The sequence below is a fragment of the Arthrobacter sp. NicSoilB4 genome (assembly GCF_019977335.1).
GTDB lineage: Bacteria > Actinomycetota > Actinomycetes > Actinomycetales > Micrococcaceae > Arthrobacter.
Map to the genome: position 1 here is coordinate 3115682 of NZ_AP024653.1, position 15036 is coordinate 3130717.

A 15036-nucleotide genomic window follows, 5' to 3' on the forward strand; every position below is an offset into this window, starting at 1 on the left:
TTTCTGTAGCGGCGGGGAGGCTCGATCTCCCGACCTCACGATTATGAGTCGTGCGCTCTAACCAACTGAGCTACGCCGCCATAAATGAGGAAAACCTGCGCTAAGCCGGTCAAAAACCGCCTTGACACAGGCCCTCATTCAGAGCCCCCCACCGGAATCGATCCGGTGACCTCGTTCTTACCAAGAACGCGCTCTACCACTGAGCTAGGGGGGCAACGAGTAAATACTCTACCGGAAGATTCCCCTCCCAACAAATCGGCATCGGGGTGGCCCCGAAAGCGTCAAAAACGGCGAAAATCAGGCGTTATCGGCACCAGGAGACGGCCCAAAAAGCGGCCCCGCGGCAACGCCTGACTACCCGATGTGACCAAGGGTACTTAACGAAGAACGGGCCGGCTCTGCAGCCGGCCCGCTCTCACGGTGAATCAGTGCTTAGCAGCTGACGGTTACCACTTGTTGCGGGGCTTGAAGCCGCCTTCGGTGCGCGGCTTGCGGGCCGCGTCGGTGCCGACGCCACGCTCGTTGCGGTCACTGAAGGAGCGTCCGCCGCGGTCAGCGGAGGACCGCTCGCCGTCGTTCTTGCGGAACTCGCGCTTGAAGCCGCCATTGCCCTTGAAGTTGCCACCACGGTCGCCGCCGCCGGAGTACCCGCCGCGGTCGCCGCCGCGGCTGCCGCCCTGGTAGCTGCCACGGTCACCGGAAGGCTTGCGGCCGTTGTCCAGTTCGAGGTGGATCAGCTCGCCGCCGATCCGGGTGCGGGACAGGGCCTTCAGCTGGTCGGCGCTCAGGTCCGCCGGGAGCTCCACGAGGGAGTGGTCCGCGCGGATGTCGATTCCGCCGATCTGGGCCGAGGAGATGCCGCCTTCGTTTGCAATGGCACCAACGATGGAACCCGGCATGACGCGCTGGCGGCGTCCGACGGCGATCCGGTAGGTGGCGTTGCCCTCGGTCAGGGTGCGGGTCGGGCCGCGTGAGCCGAAGCCGTCCTTGGAGCGCTCGCGCTTCTGGAACTCGGGCGCTGCCGGCAGTTCCTTGACCAGGAGCGGCTGTCCACCCTGGGCCATGACGGCCAGCGCGGCGGCGATCTCCGACGCCGGCACGTTGTGCTCTTCCTCGTAGGAGGAGATGAGGTCGCGGAACGCTGCGACGTCCTCGGACTCGAGGGTCTCCGTGATGCGCTCAGCGAACTTGCCCAGGCGCAGTGTGTTGACGGTCTCGGCCGTGGGCAGGTGCATCTGCTCCACCGGCTGGCGGGTTGCCTTCTCGATGGAACGCAGCAAGTACTTCTCCCGCGGCGTCATGAACAGGATCGCGTCGCCGGAACGGCCTGCACGGCCGGTGCGGCCGATGCGGTGGACGTAGGACTCGGTGTCGTGCGGGATGTCGTAGTTGACCACGTGGCTGACGCGCTCGACGTCGAGGCCGCGGGCGGCGACGTCGGTGGCGACGAGGATGTCGATCTTGCCGTCACGCAGGGCCTCGACCGTCCGCTCACGCTGCTGCTGCGGGATGTCGCCGTTGATGGCGGCAGCCTGGAATCCGCGGGAGCGCAGCTTGTCGGCGAGGTCCTCGGTGGCCATCTTGGTGCGGACGAAGGCGATGACGCCCTCGAACTCTTCGACCTCCAGGATGCGGGTCAGCGCGTCCAGCTTGTGCGGGCCCATGACCTGCAGGTAACGCTGGCGGGTGTTGGCACCCGTAGTGGTCTTGGACTTGACCTGGACCTCGGCCGGGTTGTTCAGGTACTGCTTGGACATCCGGCGGATCTGGCTCGGCATCGTGGCGGAGAACAGCGCAACCTGGCGGCCCGCGGGGGTCTGCTGGAAGATCTGTTCCACGTCTTCGGCGAAGCCCATGCGGAGCATCTCGTCGGCCTCATCCAGGACAAGGTACTGGAGCTCGGACAGGTCGAGGGAACCCTTGGAGATGTGGTCGATCACGCGGCCGGGGGTACCGACAACAACCTGGGCGCCGCGGCGCAGGCCGGCGAGCTGGGGGCCGTAGGCGGAGCCGCCGTACACCGGGAGGACGGTGAAGTCGTCGATGTGCTTGGCGTAGGAGGTGAAGGCTTCGGCGACCTGGAGGGCGAGCTCACGGGTCGGGGCAAGCACCAGGGCCTGGGTCTTGCGGGACGGGCCGTTGAGGTCGTGGAGTTCGGCCAGACGGGACAGTGCCGGTACTGCGAATGCTGCAGTCTTACCGGTACCGGTCTGGGCGAGGCCCACGACGTCGCGGCCTTCGAGCAGCAGCGGGATGGTTGCTGCCTGGATCGGGGACGGCTTCTCGTAGCCGACGTCCTGCAGGGCAGCGAGGACGCGGCCATCGATGCCGAGGTCAACGAACTTGACGCCTTCTTCTTCAGCGTCTTCTTCCTTAGCCGGGGCAGCCGTGGCTTCGTTCTTGGTGTCAGCCTGCGGCGCGGCCTCGGCAGCAGCCGGAGCCTCAACGTTCGCAGGAGCCTCGGTGAATTCCGGGGCGGAGCCGGCTGCGGGGGCAGCCGTTTCAGAAGTCTCGACGTCGACCGGGCTGTTCTCGGTGGCGAGTTCGGTTTCGACGGAGTTGTTCTGATTTTCGGGCATAGGTGAAATATCCTCATCCATAGGGGCCAAGCGGCACAACCCGAGGTGAGCGGAGCCGCAGTACGCGTGACCTGTATTGCCGGACGTACTTTGACCGGCCGGTCACATAGAAGCCCGGCGCTTTCGCAATCCCGTGGCAGGACTTCCCGCTGCATCTCTTGGCTGCTATCCCAGCAGTCTGTACAGCGTTTTCTTTAGCCGGCTCTCCCTATGAAAATGCCCGCATCACAATCTGCGGGCCCCAACACTTACCAGTCCTGCCTCAAGAATTGGGCAGGAATAAGGGATTTCCGGAGTGGGGGATATTTCAAGTGTAGGGCATTGATCCCGCCCATGGGTAACCGAGAGGCCGACGGCGGCGGTGAGCTTGCGCACACGGCGGCCGGCCCGCTACACGCCGAGGCGGCGCTGCAGCTTCTCGAACTCCTGATGGTACTCGGGCTGGAGGCGGATCTGCCCGTCGGCGTCGGCGTCCCGCAGGGCCTCCATGTCCTCAACTGTGGGGTCACTGAACCATTTGCCGATGGTGACGCCGTGGGCGGGGACGAAGATCCGGTGGATGTGGTCGCCCGCCTGGATGCTGCCGACCCGCACTACCCGCAGATACGTTCCCACGCGCCCTGCGTCGCCGAACCGCTTGACCCAGTGCGGCTCGTGCATCCGACGCTGGAAAGTGGCGCAGGGGGTGCGGGGCGAGGTCACTTCGACTTCGACGTCGAGCCCGATCTTCCAGCGTTCACCGATGACGGCGTTGGTGGCGCTGATGCCGGCGACGCGCAGGTTTTCGCCGAAGACCCCCGGCGGCAGCTCGCGCCCGAGCTCCGCTGCCCAGTAGTCGGCGTCGTCCTGGGAGTAGGCATAGAGCGCCTGGTCCTCGCCGCCGTGGTGGACCCGGCTGGCCTGGATGTCGCCGTGCAGGCCGAGCCTGTGCACCCTGACCGGTCCAGCCACGGACCGCTTGTCGATCGCCGTCACGCCCACACTTCCGGGGTCGTCCAGCAACTGGTGTACGCGGCAGACGGCGAGAACAGATGCGGTGTCCATGGCACCAGTGTAGGCCTGGACCCGCGGACCGGGCTCCGGCTGGACATGTCCCCCTCAGGCCGCCGAACCCCGCGCCACCGAACCCCGCACGACGCTCCTGCCCGGTTACTTTCCCGCAGACCGCGCAAGTGGCCGCCGACACCGGCGAGTCGGCGGGAATCCGCGCCTGGGTCCGGAGGTAACTGGGCAGGAAGGCCGGGCCGACGCCGGGACAAGACCGTAGGATGCTGGAATGAGCAACGAGGCTGGCTTCCCCGGGTCTGCAGGATCCGACGTGTCCGACATCCTGGCGATCGATTCCCTGCTGAGCGCCGGGGAACTGGCCGTGCGGGAGCGGGTCCGCGATTTCACGCAGCAGCGGATCCGGCCGGGCATCGCGGGCTGGTACGACGACGGCGTGTTCCCGCTGGAGCTGGCCCCGGAACTGGGAGAACTCGGAGTCCTTGGCATGCATCTGGAGGGCTACGGCTGCCCGGGCCGTTCCGCCGTCGAGTACGGCCTGGCGGCGATGGAGCTGGAAGCCGGCGATTCCGGCATCCGCACCTTCGTCTCCGTCCAGGGTTCGCTGGCCATGACGGCGATCCACAAGTGGGGCTCCGAGGAACAGAAACAGGAGTGGCTCCCCCGGATGGCCGCCGGCGAACTGATCGGCAGTTTCGCGCTGACCGAGCCCACCGCCGGCTCGGACCCCGCCTCGATGAAGACCTTCGCCCGCCGTGACGGCGCCGGCGACGACGCCGGCTGGATCCTGGACGGCGCCAAACGCTGGATCGGGCTCGCCTCGGTGGCGGACGTGCTGGTGGTGTGGGCGATGACCGAGGATGGTGTCCGCGGCTTCCTTGTGCCCGCCGGCACCCCAGGGGTCACGGCCACGCCGATCGGGCAGAAGCTGTCGATGCGCGCCTCGATCCAGTGTGATGTCACGTTCGACGGCGTCCGGCTGGGTCCCGAGGCCCTGCTGCCGGCCGCCAAGGGGCTGCGCGGACCCTTCAGCTGCCTGAACGAGGCCAGGTACGGGATTGCCTGGGGTGCGATGGGCGCGGCGCGGGACTCCTACGAGGCCGCGCTGAAATACGCGCAGGAGCGGCTGCAGTTCGGCAAACCGCTCGCCGGCTACCAGCTGACCCAGGAAAAGCTGGTGAACATGCTGCTGGAGATCCAGAAGGGCACCCTGCTGGCACTCCAGCTGGGCCGGCTCAAGGACGCCGGGAAACTGCGGCCCGAGCAGATCTCGCTGGGCAAGCTAAACAACGTGCGTGAGGCCATCGCGATCGCCCGCGAGGCCCGGACCATCCTGGGCGGGAACGGGATCACGCTGGACTATTCGCCGCTGCGGCACGCCGCCAACCTCGAGTCAGTCCGCACCTACGAGGGCACCGACGAGGTCCACACCCTGATCCTGGGCCAGCACATCACCGGGCTGGCCGCCTTCCGTTAGTCCCCGCCCTCCGCGCGTCAGGCGGAGAAGCCGCCGTCGGCCTTGAGCAGCTGGCCCGACACCCAGCGGCCCTCGGGCGAGAGCAGGAACGCAACCGTCCCGGCCACATCCGCCGGGGTTCCGAGCCGCCCGCCGGGGTGGCGCCGGGCCAGGTCCTCGCGCAGCTCCCGGCCCATCCAGCCGGTGTCCACCGGACCCGGGTTGAGCGCATTGGCGGTGATTCCCTGCGGGCCGAGTTCCCGGGCCGCCGCGATCACGATCCGGTCCAGTGCGCCCTTGGACGCGCCGTAGGGCAGGTTGAAGGCGGTGTGGTCGCTGGTCAAGGCCACTATCGCGCCGCCCCCAGCCGGTGCCTGCCGCGCAAATGCCGCGATCAGCTGCCAGCTGGCACGGGCGTTGACGGCGAAATGCCGCTCGAAGCTCTCCAAAGAAGTGTCCAGGATGCCTGAGTCCACGGACTCGGCGTGGCTCAGAACGAGTCCCTGCAAGGGCCCGGCCTCCGCCGCGGTTGCCTCCATGAGCCTGTCCACGGCCTGCGGGTCCTGGAAGTCAGCCGGCAGTGCCACGACGGCGGCGCCGGTCGCCTGGAGTTCCGCGGTGAGGCGTCCGACGTCGTCGGGCTGGACGCCCCAGGGCATCCGCGCGTCGTAGTCCTGCCAGTACGTCAGTACGAGGTCCCAGCCGTCGGCCGCAAGGCGGCGGGCGATGCCGGCGCCGATTCCTGCCAGCCGGCCGACTCCGGTAATCAGGGCCGTCTTCCGGTGCGGCGCTGCGGGCGGGCCCGGCGGGTTCCCGGGGGAGGTGGCGTCCATGGGCACCAGAATAGCGCCCGCCCCTGCCGGGTGAGCTCTAGCTCTTGGCCTGTTCAACGTCCGGGTGGACGTCGAAGGCCGGGCCCAGCGAGCCGCGCCGGAGTACCAGGAGCCAGCAGGCGAGGATGGCAAGGGCGCAGAACACGCCGGCGCTGGAGGCCATGATCCAGGCACCGGGCGTCTGGATGTCGAGGTTCTCCGCACCCAGCGCCGTGCCAATGGTCTTGGGCGAGAACAGAAAGACCATGACCGAGATTCCCAGCACTCCGCCCATGAGCCCGCGCAGCCGGCGGTACCGCAGCGGGGTCTCGCGCAGGGTCCAGGCGAAGGCCGGCAGGACCGCCGCGACCCAGACCCAGTGGTGCGACCAGGACACCGGGCTGATCAGCAGCATGGTGAGCGCCGTCGCGGAGATGGCCACCACGCGCGATCCCTGGGCGCTGGCGGACCTGATAACCGCGGCGGCCACCGCTACCACCAGCAGGCTCAGCAGCAGCCACGGCACGGTGACTGAAGCTTCCGGGACGCCGAAGTGCAGGAGCGCGCCCTTGAGTGAGAGGTTGTCGACGTAGCCGGCGCCGCCGATCCGGGACGTGTCCGGGAGGATCTCCAGCCAGAACTGCAGGGACTCGGCCGGCCGGAGCAGCCAGCCGATCAGCACAGTGCCGGCGAAGCCCGCGCCCATGTTAAGAAGGCCCCGCCAGTCTTTGCGCATCAGGAAGTACAGCCCGAAGACCAGCGGCGTCAGTTTGATGCCGGCGGCGACGCCCACCAGGAATCCGGTGCCGGGGAAGCCGCTGGTCCAGTGCCGGTTCCGGGAAAGCAGGTCCGCCGCCATCACCCCCATGAGCAGGATGTTGATCTGCCCGAAGGCCAGGGTTTCGCGCCAGGGGCCCAGGTTCAGCACCGCCAGGACCAGCACGGCGGCGCCCCAGCGGTTGCGTACCGAGCCGAAGGTGGCCCTCCAGTCCGTCCGTGCATTCCAGTACCGCACTGCGCGCAGCGAAACCCAGCCCGCCACTACAGTCCCGGCCGCGTTGAAAATCGTCAGAGCCAGCGGTTCCGGCAGCCTCGCCAGCAGGCTGAAGAGCAGCGCGGCAAACGGCGGATACGTGAACGGCAGCTGGGGGCCGCCGGCCCAGTCCATGTTGCCGCGGTACAGGTCCGACGGCGCCGCACCGGCGCCGTTGAGGATCTTGCCGCCGTGCCAGTAGACGCTGAAGTCAAGGCCCTGTTTCGCCCAGACGCCGAGCCAGGTCCAGACCAGGAACAGCACCGCGGCCAGGGCCAGGATGGTGGAGAGCCGGCGAAGCTGCGGTACCGGAAGTCGCTGCCGAAGCCGTGACGGTGGTGAAGGCGCGGGCCTGTTTTCGGCATCGAGCAGTGACATGGGTCCCCCAAATTTTGACGATTCGAGGCCGACTCGGGGCGCCATCAAGGCGCCCAGCCTCGCCGCTCATCCTACAGAAGCCCTACGCGGAAACTGCGACGACGTCCTTCCTGCGGGCGTCCTTGCGGATGGTCGCACTCACGACGGCGGCGATGGTGCACATCGCGGCGGCACCGAACCAGGCGTAGGTGTACTGTCCGGTGGCGTCCCGGATGGCGCCGGCCGCCAGGGCCGCGGCGGCCGCGCCGAGCTGGTGGGCGGCGAAGACCCAGCCGAACACAACGCTGCCGTCCGCGCCGAAGATCTGGCGGCAGATGGCGGCGGTGGGCGGTACGGTGGCCACCCAGTCCAGTCCGTAGATCACCACGAACACGATCATGCTGGGCTGGACGGTGGCGCTGAGCAGCAACGGCAGCACCAGCAGGCCAATGCCGCGGAACTGGTAGTAGACCGCGAGCAGGATCCGCGGGTTGAAGCGGTCAGTCAGCCAGCCGGAGGCGATCGTCCCGACGATGTCGAAGATCCCGACGACGGCCAGCAGGCCCGCCGCGGTGGTCGGGGCCATGCCGTGGTCATGGGCGGAAGGGATGAAGTGCGTGCCGATCAGGCCGTTGGTGGTGGCGCCGCAGATCGCGAACCCCGCGACAAGCGCCCAGAAGGTCCGCACCTTGCTTGCCCGCTTGAGCACCTGCAGCGCCCTGACGGCAGCATTCTGGCGCGGTTCCCCGGTGCCGGCTGCTGCGGCGTCCGGCCCGGGAGTGGACTCCTCCTCGGCACCGTAGGGAAGCACCCCGGCGTCGGCCGGTGAGTTCTTCAGGAACTTCAGGACAAGCGGAACGACGGCGAGGGCGCCGGCAGCGATCAGCATGGAGGCCTGCCGCCAGCCCGGGTCCTGGGCGAGGGCTGCAATGAACGGTAGGAAGACCAACTGCCCTGCGGCACTGCCGGCGGTGAGGATCCCGATGACCAGGCCGCGGCTTTTCGCGAACCAGGTGTTGGCTATGGTCGCGGCGAAGACCAGTGCCATGGACCCGGTGCCGAGCCCGATGAGCAGCCCCCAGGTGAGCAGGATCTGCCAGGACTGCGTGACCAGCACCGTCAGGGCGCTGCCGGCCGCGATCAGCACGAGCGCCACGGCGGTGACCGCGCGGATGCCGAAGCGTTCCATCAGGGCCGCGGCGAAGGGTGCGGTGAGGCCGAAGAGCACCAGGTTGATGCTGACCGCGGCCGAGAGCACGGTGGTGGACCAGCCGAACTCGTTCTGCAGCGGCACCATCAGCACGCCCGGCGCGGCCCGGAACCCCGCGGCCCCGACCAGTGCCAGGAAGGCGACCACGGCGACGATCCAGGCCGGGTGGATCCTGCGCTTCGGAGCGGGCAGCAGCGTGGTTTCGGGGGCGCTCATAGGGCGGGTCCGTTCTGGGAGGGGGCTTTTGCGGACGGGCCCGGGGAGGCGTAGGTCGCGGCGAGCGGTACGGGGTCCGGGGTTCTGGTGAGGCTGTGCCAGCTCGTGTTCCGGGCAGTGAGCCGTTCCCCGCATTCGGTGCAGCTGTCCGCGGAGGTGGTGCGCGCGCCGCAACCGGTGTGGACCACGAACATGTGGGCTTGCTCCGAGGGGGCCGGCAGGTGCTTTTCGGCCCAGATCACGACGGCGTTGAGCACCGGCAGCGCGTCCTCCCCCATCTCGGTGAGGACGTACTCCTGGCGGGTGCGGCCGCCGTCGTCGTACGGGCTTCGGGTGAGCAGACCGGCGTCGACCAGCGCCGCCAGTCGTTTGGTGAGGACGGAATCCGCCGCCCCGAGCCGGGACTTCATCGCGTCGAAGCGGCCGTTGCCGAAGAAGACCTCACGGAGGACCAGCATGCCCCACGGATCGCCGAGGATGTCCAGGCCGCGGGCCATGCTGCAGTTCCGCTGGGACCAGTCGGATCGAAGTGCCATGCGGACAAACCTAGCTGACTATCTTCAAGAAAGCTAGATGTTTCGTCGAGTTTGGGCGGGGAACCCGGGCCCCGCTACGCCCCGGTGCGGAGCGCGGCGCGGGAGGGCCGGTAGGCCAGGGCCCAGTAGACCAGCATGGCGATGCCGCAGAGCACGCCGAGGCTCGCCACGATCAGCTGCCACTGGGTCTGCGGGTCCTTGCCCCACTCGGCCGCCCCCGCCATGACGGACAGGTACTTGGGTGTCAGGTAGAAGGCCAGGGCCGAGAAGGCGACGATGATCCACCCGGCGAGGCGCATCCGTCCGTTCCGGGATGGCACCCGGTGGATCGCGAAACCCATGCAGGGCAGCGCCACGGCCATCCACACCCAGTGGTGGGACCAGGACACCGGGCTGATCAGGAGCATCAGCAGGGCGGTCGCGGAGACGGCTACGAAGTTCTCGTCCGCGGCCACCGCCCAGGCGATCACGAGCGCGGCAACCGCCGCCAAGGCGAGGGACAGCACCAGCCACATCAGACTGGTCAGGCCGGAGTCCGGGAGTCCCAGGTGCAGCAGCAGTCCCTTGACGGAGAGGTTGTCCACGTAGGCCGGCCCGCCGATCCGTCCGGTGTCCGGCAGGATCTTGGTCCAGAACGTGAGCGACGCCGTGGGCAGCACGGCCCAGGCCAGGCCGATCGAGCCGAGGAAGCCGGCCGCCATCCAGCCGAGGGCCTTGAAATCGCGGCGCACCAGGAAATACAGCCCGAACGCGAGCGGGGTCAGCTTGATGCCGGCGGCGATGCCGATCAGCAGCCCCGCGGGCCAGCGGATCTCCCCGGCCCGGGCTTTCCCGTAGAGCGCGAAGTCGGCCAGGATCAGGCCCATCAGGATGATGTTGATCTGCCCGAAATCAAAGGTGTCCCGCCAGGGCCCCAGAAGCAGGATGGCTGCCGTGCCGGACAGGGCAACGGCCCGGAACCGCCAGTCGGCGAACGCGTTCCGCCAGCTCCCAAGCCGGAAGTAGTGCCGTGCGAGCCAGGCGGACACAATTCCAGCGCCCAGCAGCGCCGTGGTGATGAACACGAGGCTGCCACCACCCTGGCCCAGCGCCGCCATGGCCGCGAACAGCAGTGCGGCGAAAGGCGGATACGTGAACGGCAGACCGTCCCGCGGCGCATAGAGCTCGTTGACGCCGGCCTCTCCGGTCTGCAGCACCCGGCTGCCGCCGTAGAAGTAGACCTCAAAGTCGTTCATCAGCGGGATGTAGGACGAGTACAGCACCACCAGGGCGGCGACGACGGCGAGCGCGCCGGCCGCCGTCGCGAGCCAGCCGCGCATAGTGGAGGGCGTGGCCCTGATGGTGGTGGTCACGGGTGCTTAGCTGCCTGGCTCGCCGGCCGCAGCTTCAATCTGCGAAAAAGCCTGCTCGAGGTCGGCGATGAGGTCCTCGACGTCTTCGATGCCGCAGGAGAGCCGGATCAGGTTGACGGGGACAGCAAGCTCGGTGCCCTTGACCGAGGCATGAGTCATCTCCGACGGGTAGTTCATCAGGGATTCGATCCCGCCGAGGGACTCCGCGAGGGTGAACACGGAGGTCGATTCGGCCACCTTGCGTGCCGCCGCCTCGCCGCCCTTGAACTGCACGGAGATCATCCCGCCGAACTTCTTCATCTGCTTCCTGGCAAGCTCGTGCCCGGGGTGGGACGGCAGCCCCGGGTACAGCACGGCCTCCACCTCGGGACGCTGCAGCAGCCACTCGGCCACGGCCTGGGCATTGTCGCTGTGCCGGTCCATCCGGACGCCGAGGGTCTTGAGCCCGCGGGTGGTGAGGAAGGCGTCCATCGGGCCGGAGATGGCACCGACGGCGAACTGCACGAACCCGATCTTCTCGGCCAGCTCCGCGTCATTGACGATGATCGCACCGCCGACGACGTCGGAGTGCCCGCCGATGTACTTGGTGGTGGAATGCACAACGACGTCGGCGCCGAGCGCCAGCGGGTTCTGCAGGTACGGCGAGGCGAAGGTGTTGTCCACCACGAGGAGGGCGCCGGCGTCGTGCGCCACCTTGGCGAGGGCCTCGATGTCAGTGATCTTCATCATCGGGTTCGACGGCGTCTCCACCCACACGAGGCGGGTCTTGCTGGCCGCTACCGCCGCCGCGACGGCGTCGAGATTGGACATGTCCACCGGAGTGTTGCCGATGCCCCACTCCCCCAGCACCCGGCTGATCAGCCGGTACGTGCCGCCGTAGGCGTCGTTGCCGAGCACGATGTGGTCGCCGGGGCGGGTGAGCGCGCGGATCATCGAGTCCTCGGCGGCGAGGCCGGAGCTGAAGGAGAACGCGGCGGTCCCGCCTTCCAGGGCGGCCAGCTGTTCCTGCAGGGAATCGCGGGTGGGGTTGGTCCCGCGGCCGTATTCGTAGCCGGCGCGCAGGACGCCGATCGCTTCCTGTGCGTAGGTGGAGGAGAAGTGCACGGGCGGCACAACGGCGCCGGTGCGCGGCTCGAACTCCTGGCCGGCATGCACGGCGCGGGTGTTGAATCCGGGGGTTTTCGCGGAGGGGCTTTCTGGCAAAGACATGAGCGTTCCTTTCGGCCGGGCGCCGGCCGCCCCCGGGAGGGCGGCCCGGTTTCCGGGTCAGTGTGCGGTCAGTTGCAGGTCAGTTGCTCAGGTAGGCGAGCAGGTCGTGGCGGGTCAGGATCCCCACCGGGGCGCCGACGAACGTCACCATGAGGGTGTCCGCGTCGGAGAGGAGTTCGCGGGCCGTCGAGATCGATTCGAGCGAGCCGATCACCGGCAGCCGGGCTTCCATGTGCTCGGAGATCTTGTCCGACAGTTTGGCCTCGCCGCGGAACAGCTTCGCGGTCAGGGTGCGCTCGTCGACGGCGCCGAGGACCTCGCCCATCACCACGGGCGGCTCCTGGGACAGCACCGGGATGTGCGAGACGCCGTACTCGTTCATGATGTTGATGACATCACGGACGCTTTCATTGGGGTGGATGTGCACCAGGTCCGGCAGTTCCCCTGTCTTGGCCTTGAGGATTTCCCCCACGGAGGCTTCGTCGCCGCTGGCCAGGAAGCCGTAGGAGCGCATCCACTGGTCGTTGAAGATCTTGGCCAGGTAGCCGCGGCCGGAGTCCGGCAGGATCACCACGACGACGGCATCATCCGGCAGGTCCTTGGCGACCCGCAGGGCGGCGACGACTGCCATCCCGGAGGACCCGCCCACCAGCAGGCCTTCTTCGCGGGCGAGCCGGCGCGTCATTTCGAAGGAGTCGGCGTCGCTGACCGCGATGACGTCGTCCGGGACGTTCTTGTCGTAGTTGGCGGGCCACATGTCCTCCCCGACCCCCTCGACGAAGTACGGCCGGCCGGTGCCGCCGGAGTAGACCGAACCTGCCGGGTCGGCGCCGATGATCTTGACCATGCCGCCGTCGGACTCCGCGCGGTCCGCGGAGACTTCCTTGAGGTACCGGCCGGTGCCGGTGATGGTGCCGCCGGTGCCGGCGCCGATCACGCAGTGCGTGATGCGGCCGTCCGTGTCGCGCCAGATCTCCGGCCCGGTGGATTCGTAATGGCTCGCCGGGGCGGCCGGGTTGGAGAACTGGTCGGGCTTGTAGGCGCCGGGGATCTCGGTGACGAGGCGGTCCGAGACGCCGTAGTAGCTCTGCGGGCTCTCAGGGGGCACTGCGGTGGGCGTCACCACAACCTCGGCACCGTAGGCCTGGAGCACGGCACGCTTGTCCTCGCCGACCTTGTCCGGCACCACGAAGATGCAGCGGTAGCCCTTCTGCTGGGCCACCAGGGCCAGGCCGACGCCGGTGTTGCCCGATGTGGGCTCCACGATTGTGCCGCCAGGCAGGAGCTTGCCGGTGCGTTCGGCTTCCTCGATCATCTTCACCGCGATGCGGTCCTTGATGGAACCGCCGGGGTTCAGGTATTCCAGCTTCACCAGGACTGTGGCCCCGATGCCGTCGGTAACGTGGTGGAGCTTGACGAGCGGCGTATTGCCGATGAGGTCCAGAACGGACTGGGCGTACTTCATAGGTACAAAGTTACCGTCTCCGCCCGCCAGGGGTGGATTCGGGCACGTCGGGGCGGCCGCCTGGCGGTGCCGGGTGCGAAGATAATGCCGTGAAGCGAGAATCCGGCCGATGAGCCTGAGGAGTTACCTGCTCCCCGCCGGCATGCTGGCGGCAGGGTGCACGGCACTGCTCACCGGCCTGCTGCCCTGGCCGGCGTTCCAGGAACTGGCCGGCCGCACCGTACCCGTCCTGGCGTTCGTGGTGGCCATGTCCCTGGTGACGGAAATGGTGGACGACGCCGGGCTCTTCCGGGTGGTGACGGAGCGGCTCGCCGCGCTGGGCCGGGGCCGGGTGTTCCTGCTGTGGCTGCTGGTGGTCGGCCTGGCCACCGTCTCGACCGTGTTCCTGTCCCTGGATACGACGGCGGTGCTGGTGACTCCCGTCGTCGTGCTGCTGGCGGTCCACGCCCGGATCCCGCCCTTGCCGTTCGCCCTGACCACGATCTGGCTGGCCAACACCGCCTCCCTGCTGTTGCCGGTCTCGAACCTGACCAACCTGCTGGCCCAGGACCGGCTCAACCTGAGCCCGGCCGGCTTCGCCAGCCTCGTGTGGGCGCCGGCCCTGGTGGGAATCCTGGTCCCGATCGGCCTCCTGTGGGTGGCCTTCCGGAAGGACCTGTCCGGCCGGTACGGGCCGCAGCCGGTCCACAAGGCGCGGGACAAAGTGCTGCTTTATTCGGCGTCGGGCGTGATGGTGCTGCTGCTGCCGGCCCTCGTCTCCGGCGTGCCCGTACAGATCCCGGCAATGGCCGCGGCGGTGGTCCTGCTGGGCCTGTTCCTCTGGCGCCGCCCCTCGGCGCTGCGCTGGTCCATGGTTCCCTGGCGGCCGCTCATGCTCACTGCGGGGCTGTTCATGGTGGTGGAGGCCCTGCACGCAAACGGGCTGACACAGGCCCTGTCCGGAATTGCCGGTTCCGGCGACGGCCTGCCGGCCCTGCTGCAACTCGCGGGCCTGGGCGCCGGAGCCGCGAATGCGGTGAACAACCTGCCGGCTTACCTAGCACTGGAACCGGTGGGCGACTCGCCGGTGCGGCTCGCGGCCCTGCTGATTGGTGTGAACCTCGGCCCGCTGGTGACCCCGTGGGCGTCGCTGGCCACGCTGCTCTGGCACGAACGGCTCCGCACGCTCAATGTTGAGATCCGGTGGGGAGGCTTCGCGCTCGCCGGGCTAGTCGCCGTCGCCCTCACCGTCCCGCTCGCGGTCGTGGCCCTCTGGCTCGCCGTGGGGATGCCCTGAGGCCTGCGCGCCACCGGACGTCCGGGAGCCGCTCAGGCGCCGATATCGTCTCCAGAGGCCGCGGAACCTGCGTCTCCCCCGGGCGCGGTCTGCCAGAGGCCGATGATGTTGCCTTCGGTGTCCCGGAAGTAGGCGGCCCAGCCCATGGTCCCGACTTCCTGCCGAGGCTGGACAGTGCTGCCGCCCAGGGCGTTGATCTTCTCCAGCGACGCGTCAATGTCGTCCACATCCACCGTGACCAACGGGGAGGTGAGGTGTCCTTCGCGCCGGAACATGCCGCCGTTGATGGACCCCGGCACGGAGGGCATGCCCGTTTCGTCCGACGGCGTCGTCATGAGCATGACGTAACTCATCTCGGGCACGGGGCTGATCTTCCAGCCGAACGCCGAGCTGTAGAACTCCCGTGCACGGCTCTCATCGTCCGCGGGGATCTCGAAATGTACTACTCCACCAGCCATCACACTCTCCTAAGAACAAGGATCCGGGCTAAAGGGCGGCATGGGCGCTCCACGCCACAGCCGGAGTCTAGC

Annotated in this window: 12 protein-coding genes and 2 tRNA genes; 2 read left to right on the top strand and 12 right to left on the bottom strand. The window is 68.3% G+C overall.

Features of this window, described 5'->3' with window-relative positions:
- Positions 1-6: 6 nt before the first annotated feature.
- The 4 genes from LDO13_RS14145 to LDO13_RS14160 form a co-directional block, all read right to left on the bottom strand.
- Positions 7-80 (bottom strand) — tRNA-Met (locus LDO13_RS14145).
- Positions 81-142: 62 nt separating this feature from the next.
- Positions 143-214: transfer RNA gene (locus tag LDO13_RS14150), tRNA-Thr, on the bottom strand.
- Between the two features lie 232 nt (positions 215-446).
- Positions 447-2579, bottom strand: coding sequence for a DEAD/DEAH box helicase (locus LDO13_RS14155; protein WP_224047324.1), 2133 nt, complete (start codon positions 2577-2579; stop codon positions 447-449).
- 390 nt (positions 2580-2969) lie between these two features.
- A complete protein-coding gene (locus tag LDO13_RS14160) occupies positions 2970-3623 on the bottom strand; it encodes an MOSC domain-containing protein (RefSeq protein WP_224047325.1) in 654 nt (217 codons plus the stop codon).
- A 232-nt stretch (positions 3624-3855) separates the two neighbouring features.
- Here LDO13_RS14160 and LDO13_RS14165 point away from each other — a divergent pair, with 232 nt between their 5' ends.
- Positions 3856-5061, top strand: coding sequence for an acyl-CoA dehydrogenase family protein (locus LDO13_RS14165; RefSeq protein WP_224047326.1), 1206 nt, complete (start codon positions 3856-3858; stop codon positions 5059-5061).
- 17 nt (positions 5062-5078) lie between these two features.
- On the opposite strand, the gene LDO13_RS14170 is transcribed toward LDO13_RS14165, so the two are convergent.
- The 7 genes from LDO13_RS14170 to LDO13_RS14200 form a co-directional block, all read right to left on the bottom strand.
- Entirely contained in the window at positions 5079-5873 is a 795-nt protein-coding gene (locus LDO13_RS14170; protein WP_224047327.1) for an SDR family oxidoreductase, read from the bottom strand.
- 37 nt (positions 5874-5910) lie between these two features.
- On the bottom strand, positions 5911-7263 hold the full coding sequence (locus LDO13_RS14175) for a glycosyltransferase 87 family protein (RefSeq protein ID WP_224047328.1): 1353 nt from the start codon (positions 7261-7263) through the stop codon (positions 5911-5913).
- 82 nt (positions 7264-7345) lie between these two features.
- On the bottom strand, positions 7346-8668 hold the full coding sequence (locus LDO13_RS14180) for an MFS transporter (protein ID WP_224047329.1): 1323 nt from the start codon (positions 8666-8668) through the stop codon (positions 7346-7348).
- Entirely contained in the window at positions 8665-9204 is a 540-nt protein-coding gene (locus LDO13_RS14185) for a helix-turn-helix domain-containing protein (protein ID WP_224047330.1), read from the bottom strand. Before LDO13_RS14185 ends, LDO13_RS14180 begins: the two co-directional genes overlap by 4 nt.
- Positions 9205-9278: 74 nt before the next feature.
- Positions 9279-10556, bottom strand: coding sequence for a glycosyltransferase 87 family protein (locus tag LDO13_RS14190; RefSeq protein ID WP_224047331.1), 1278 nt, complete (start codon positions 10554-10556; stop codon positions 9279-9281).
- A gap of 6 nt (positions 10557-10562) precedes the next feature.
- A complete protein-coding gene (locus tag LDO13_RS14195; protein ID WP_224047332.1) occupies positions 10563-11765 on the bottom strand; it encodes a cystathionine gamma-synthase in 1203 nt (400 codons plus the stop codon).
- A gap of 79 nt (positions 11766-11844) precedes the next feature.
- Complete coding sequence (locus LDO13_RS14200; RefSeq protein ID WP_224047333.1) at positions 11845-13230, bottom strand: cystathionine beta-synthase; 1386 nt, start codon at positions 13228-13230, stop codon at positions 11845-11847.
- A 109-nt stretch (positions 13231-13339) separates the two neighbouring features.
- Here LDO13_RS14200 and LDO13_RS14205 point away from each other — a divergent pair, with 109 nt between their 5' ends.
- Positions 13340-14506, top strand: coding sequence for an SLC13 family permease (locus tag LDO13_RS14205; protein WP_224047334.1), 1167 nt, complete (start codon positions 13340-13342; stop codon positions 14504-14506).
- A gap of 32 nt (positions 14507-14538) precedes the next feature.
- Here the strand turns inward: LDO13_RS14205 and LDO13_RS14210 are convergent, their stop codons facing one another.
- Positions 14539-14964 carry a VOC family protein gene (locus tag LDO13_RS14210; RefSeq protein WP_224047335.1) on the bottom strand — a complete coding sequence of 142 codons (426 nt, stop codon included), beginning with the start codon at positions 14962-14964 and terminating at the stop codon, positions 14539-14541.
- Positions 14965-15036: the final 72 nt, after the last annotated feature.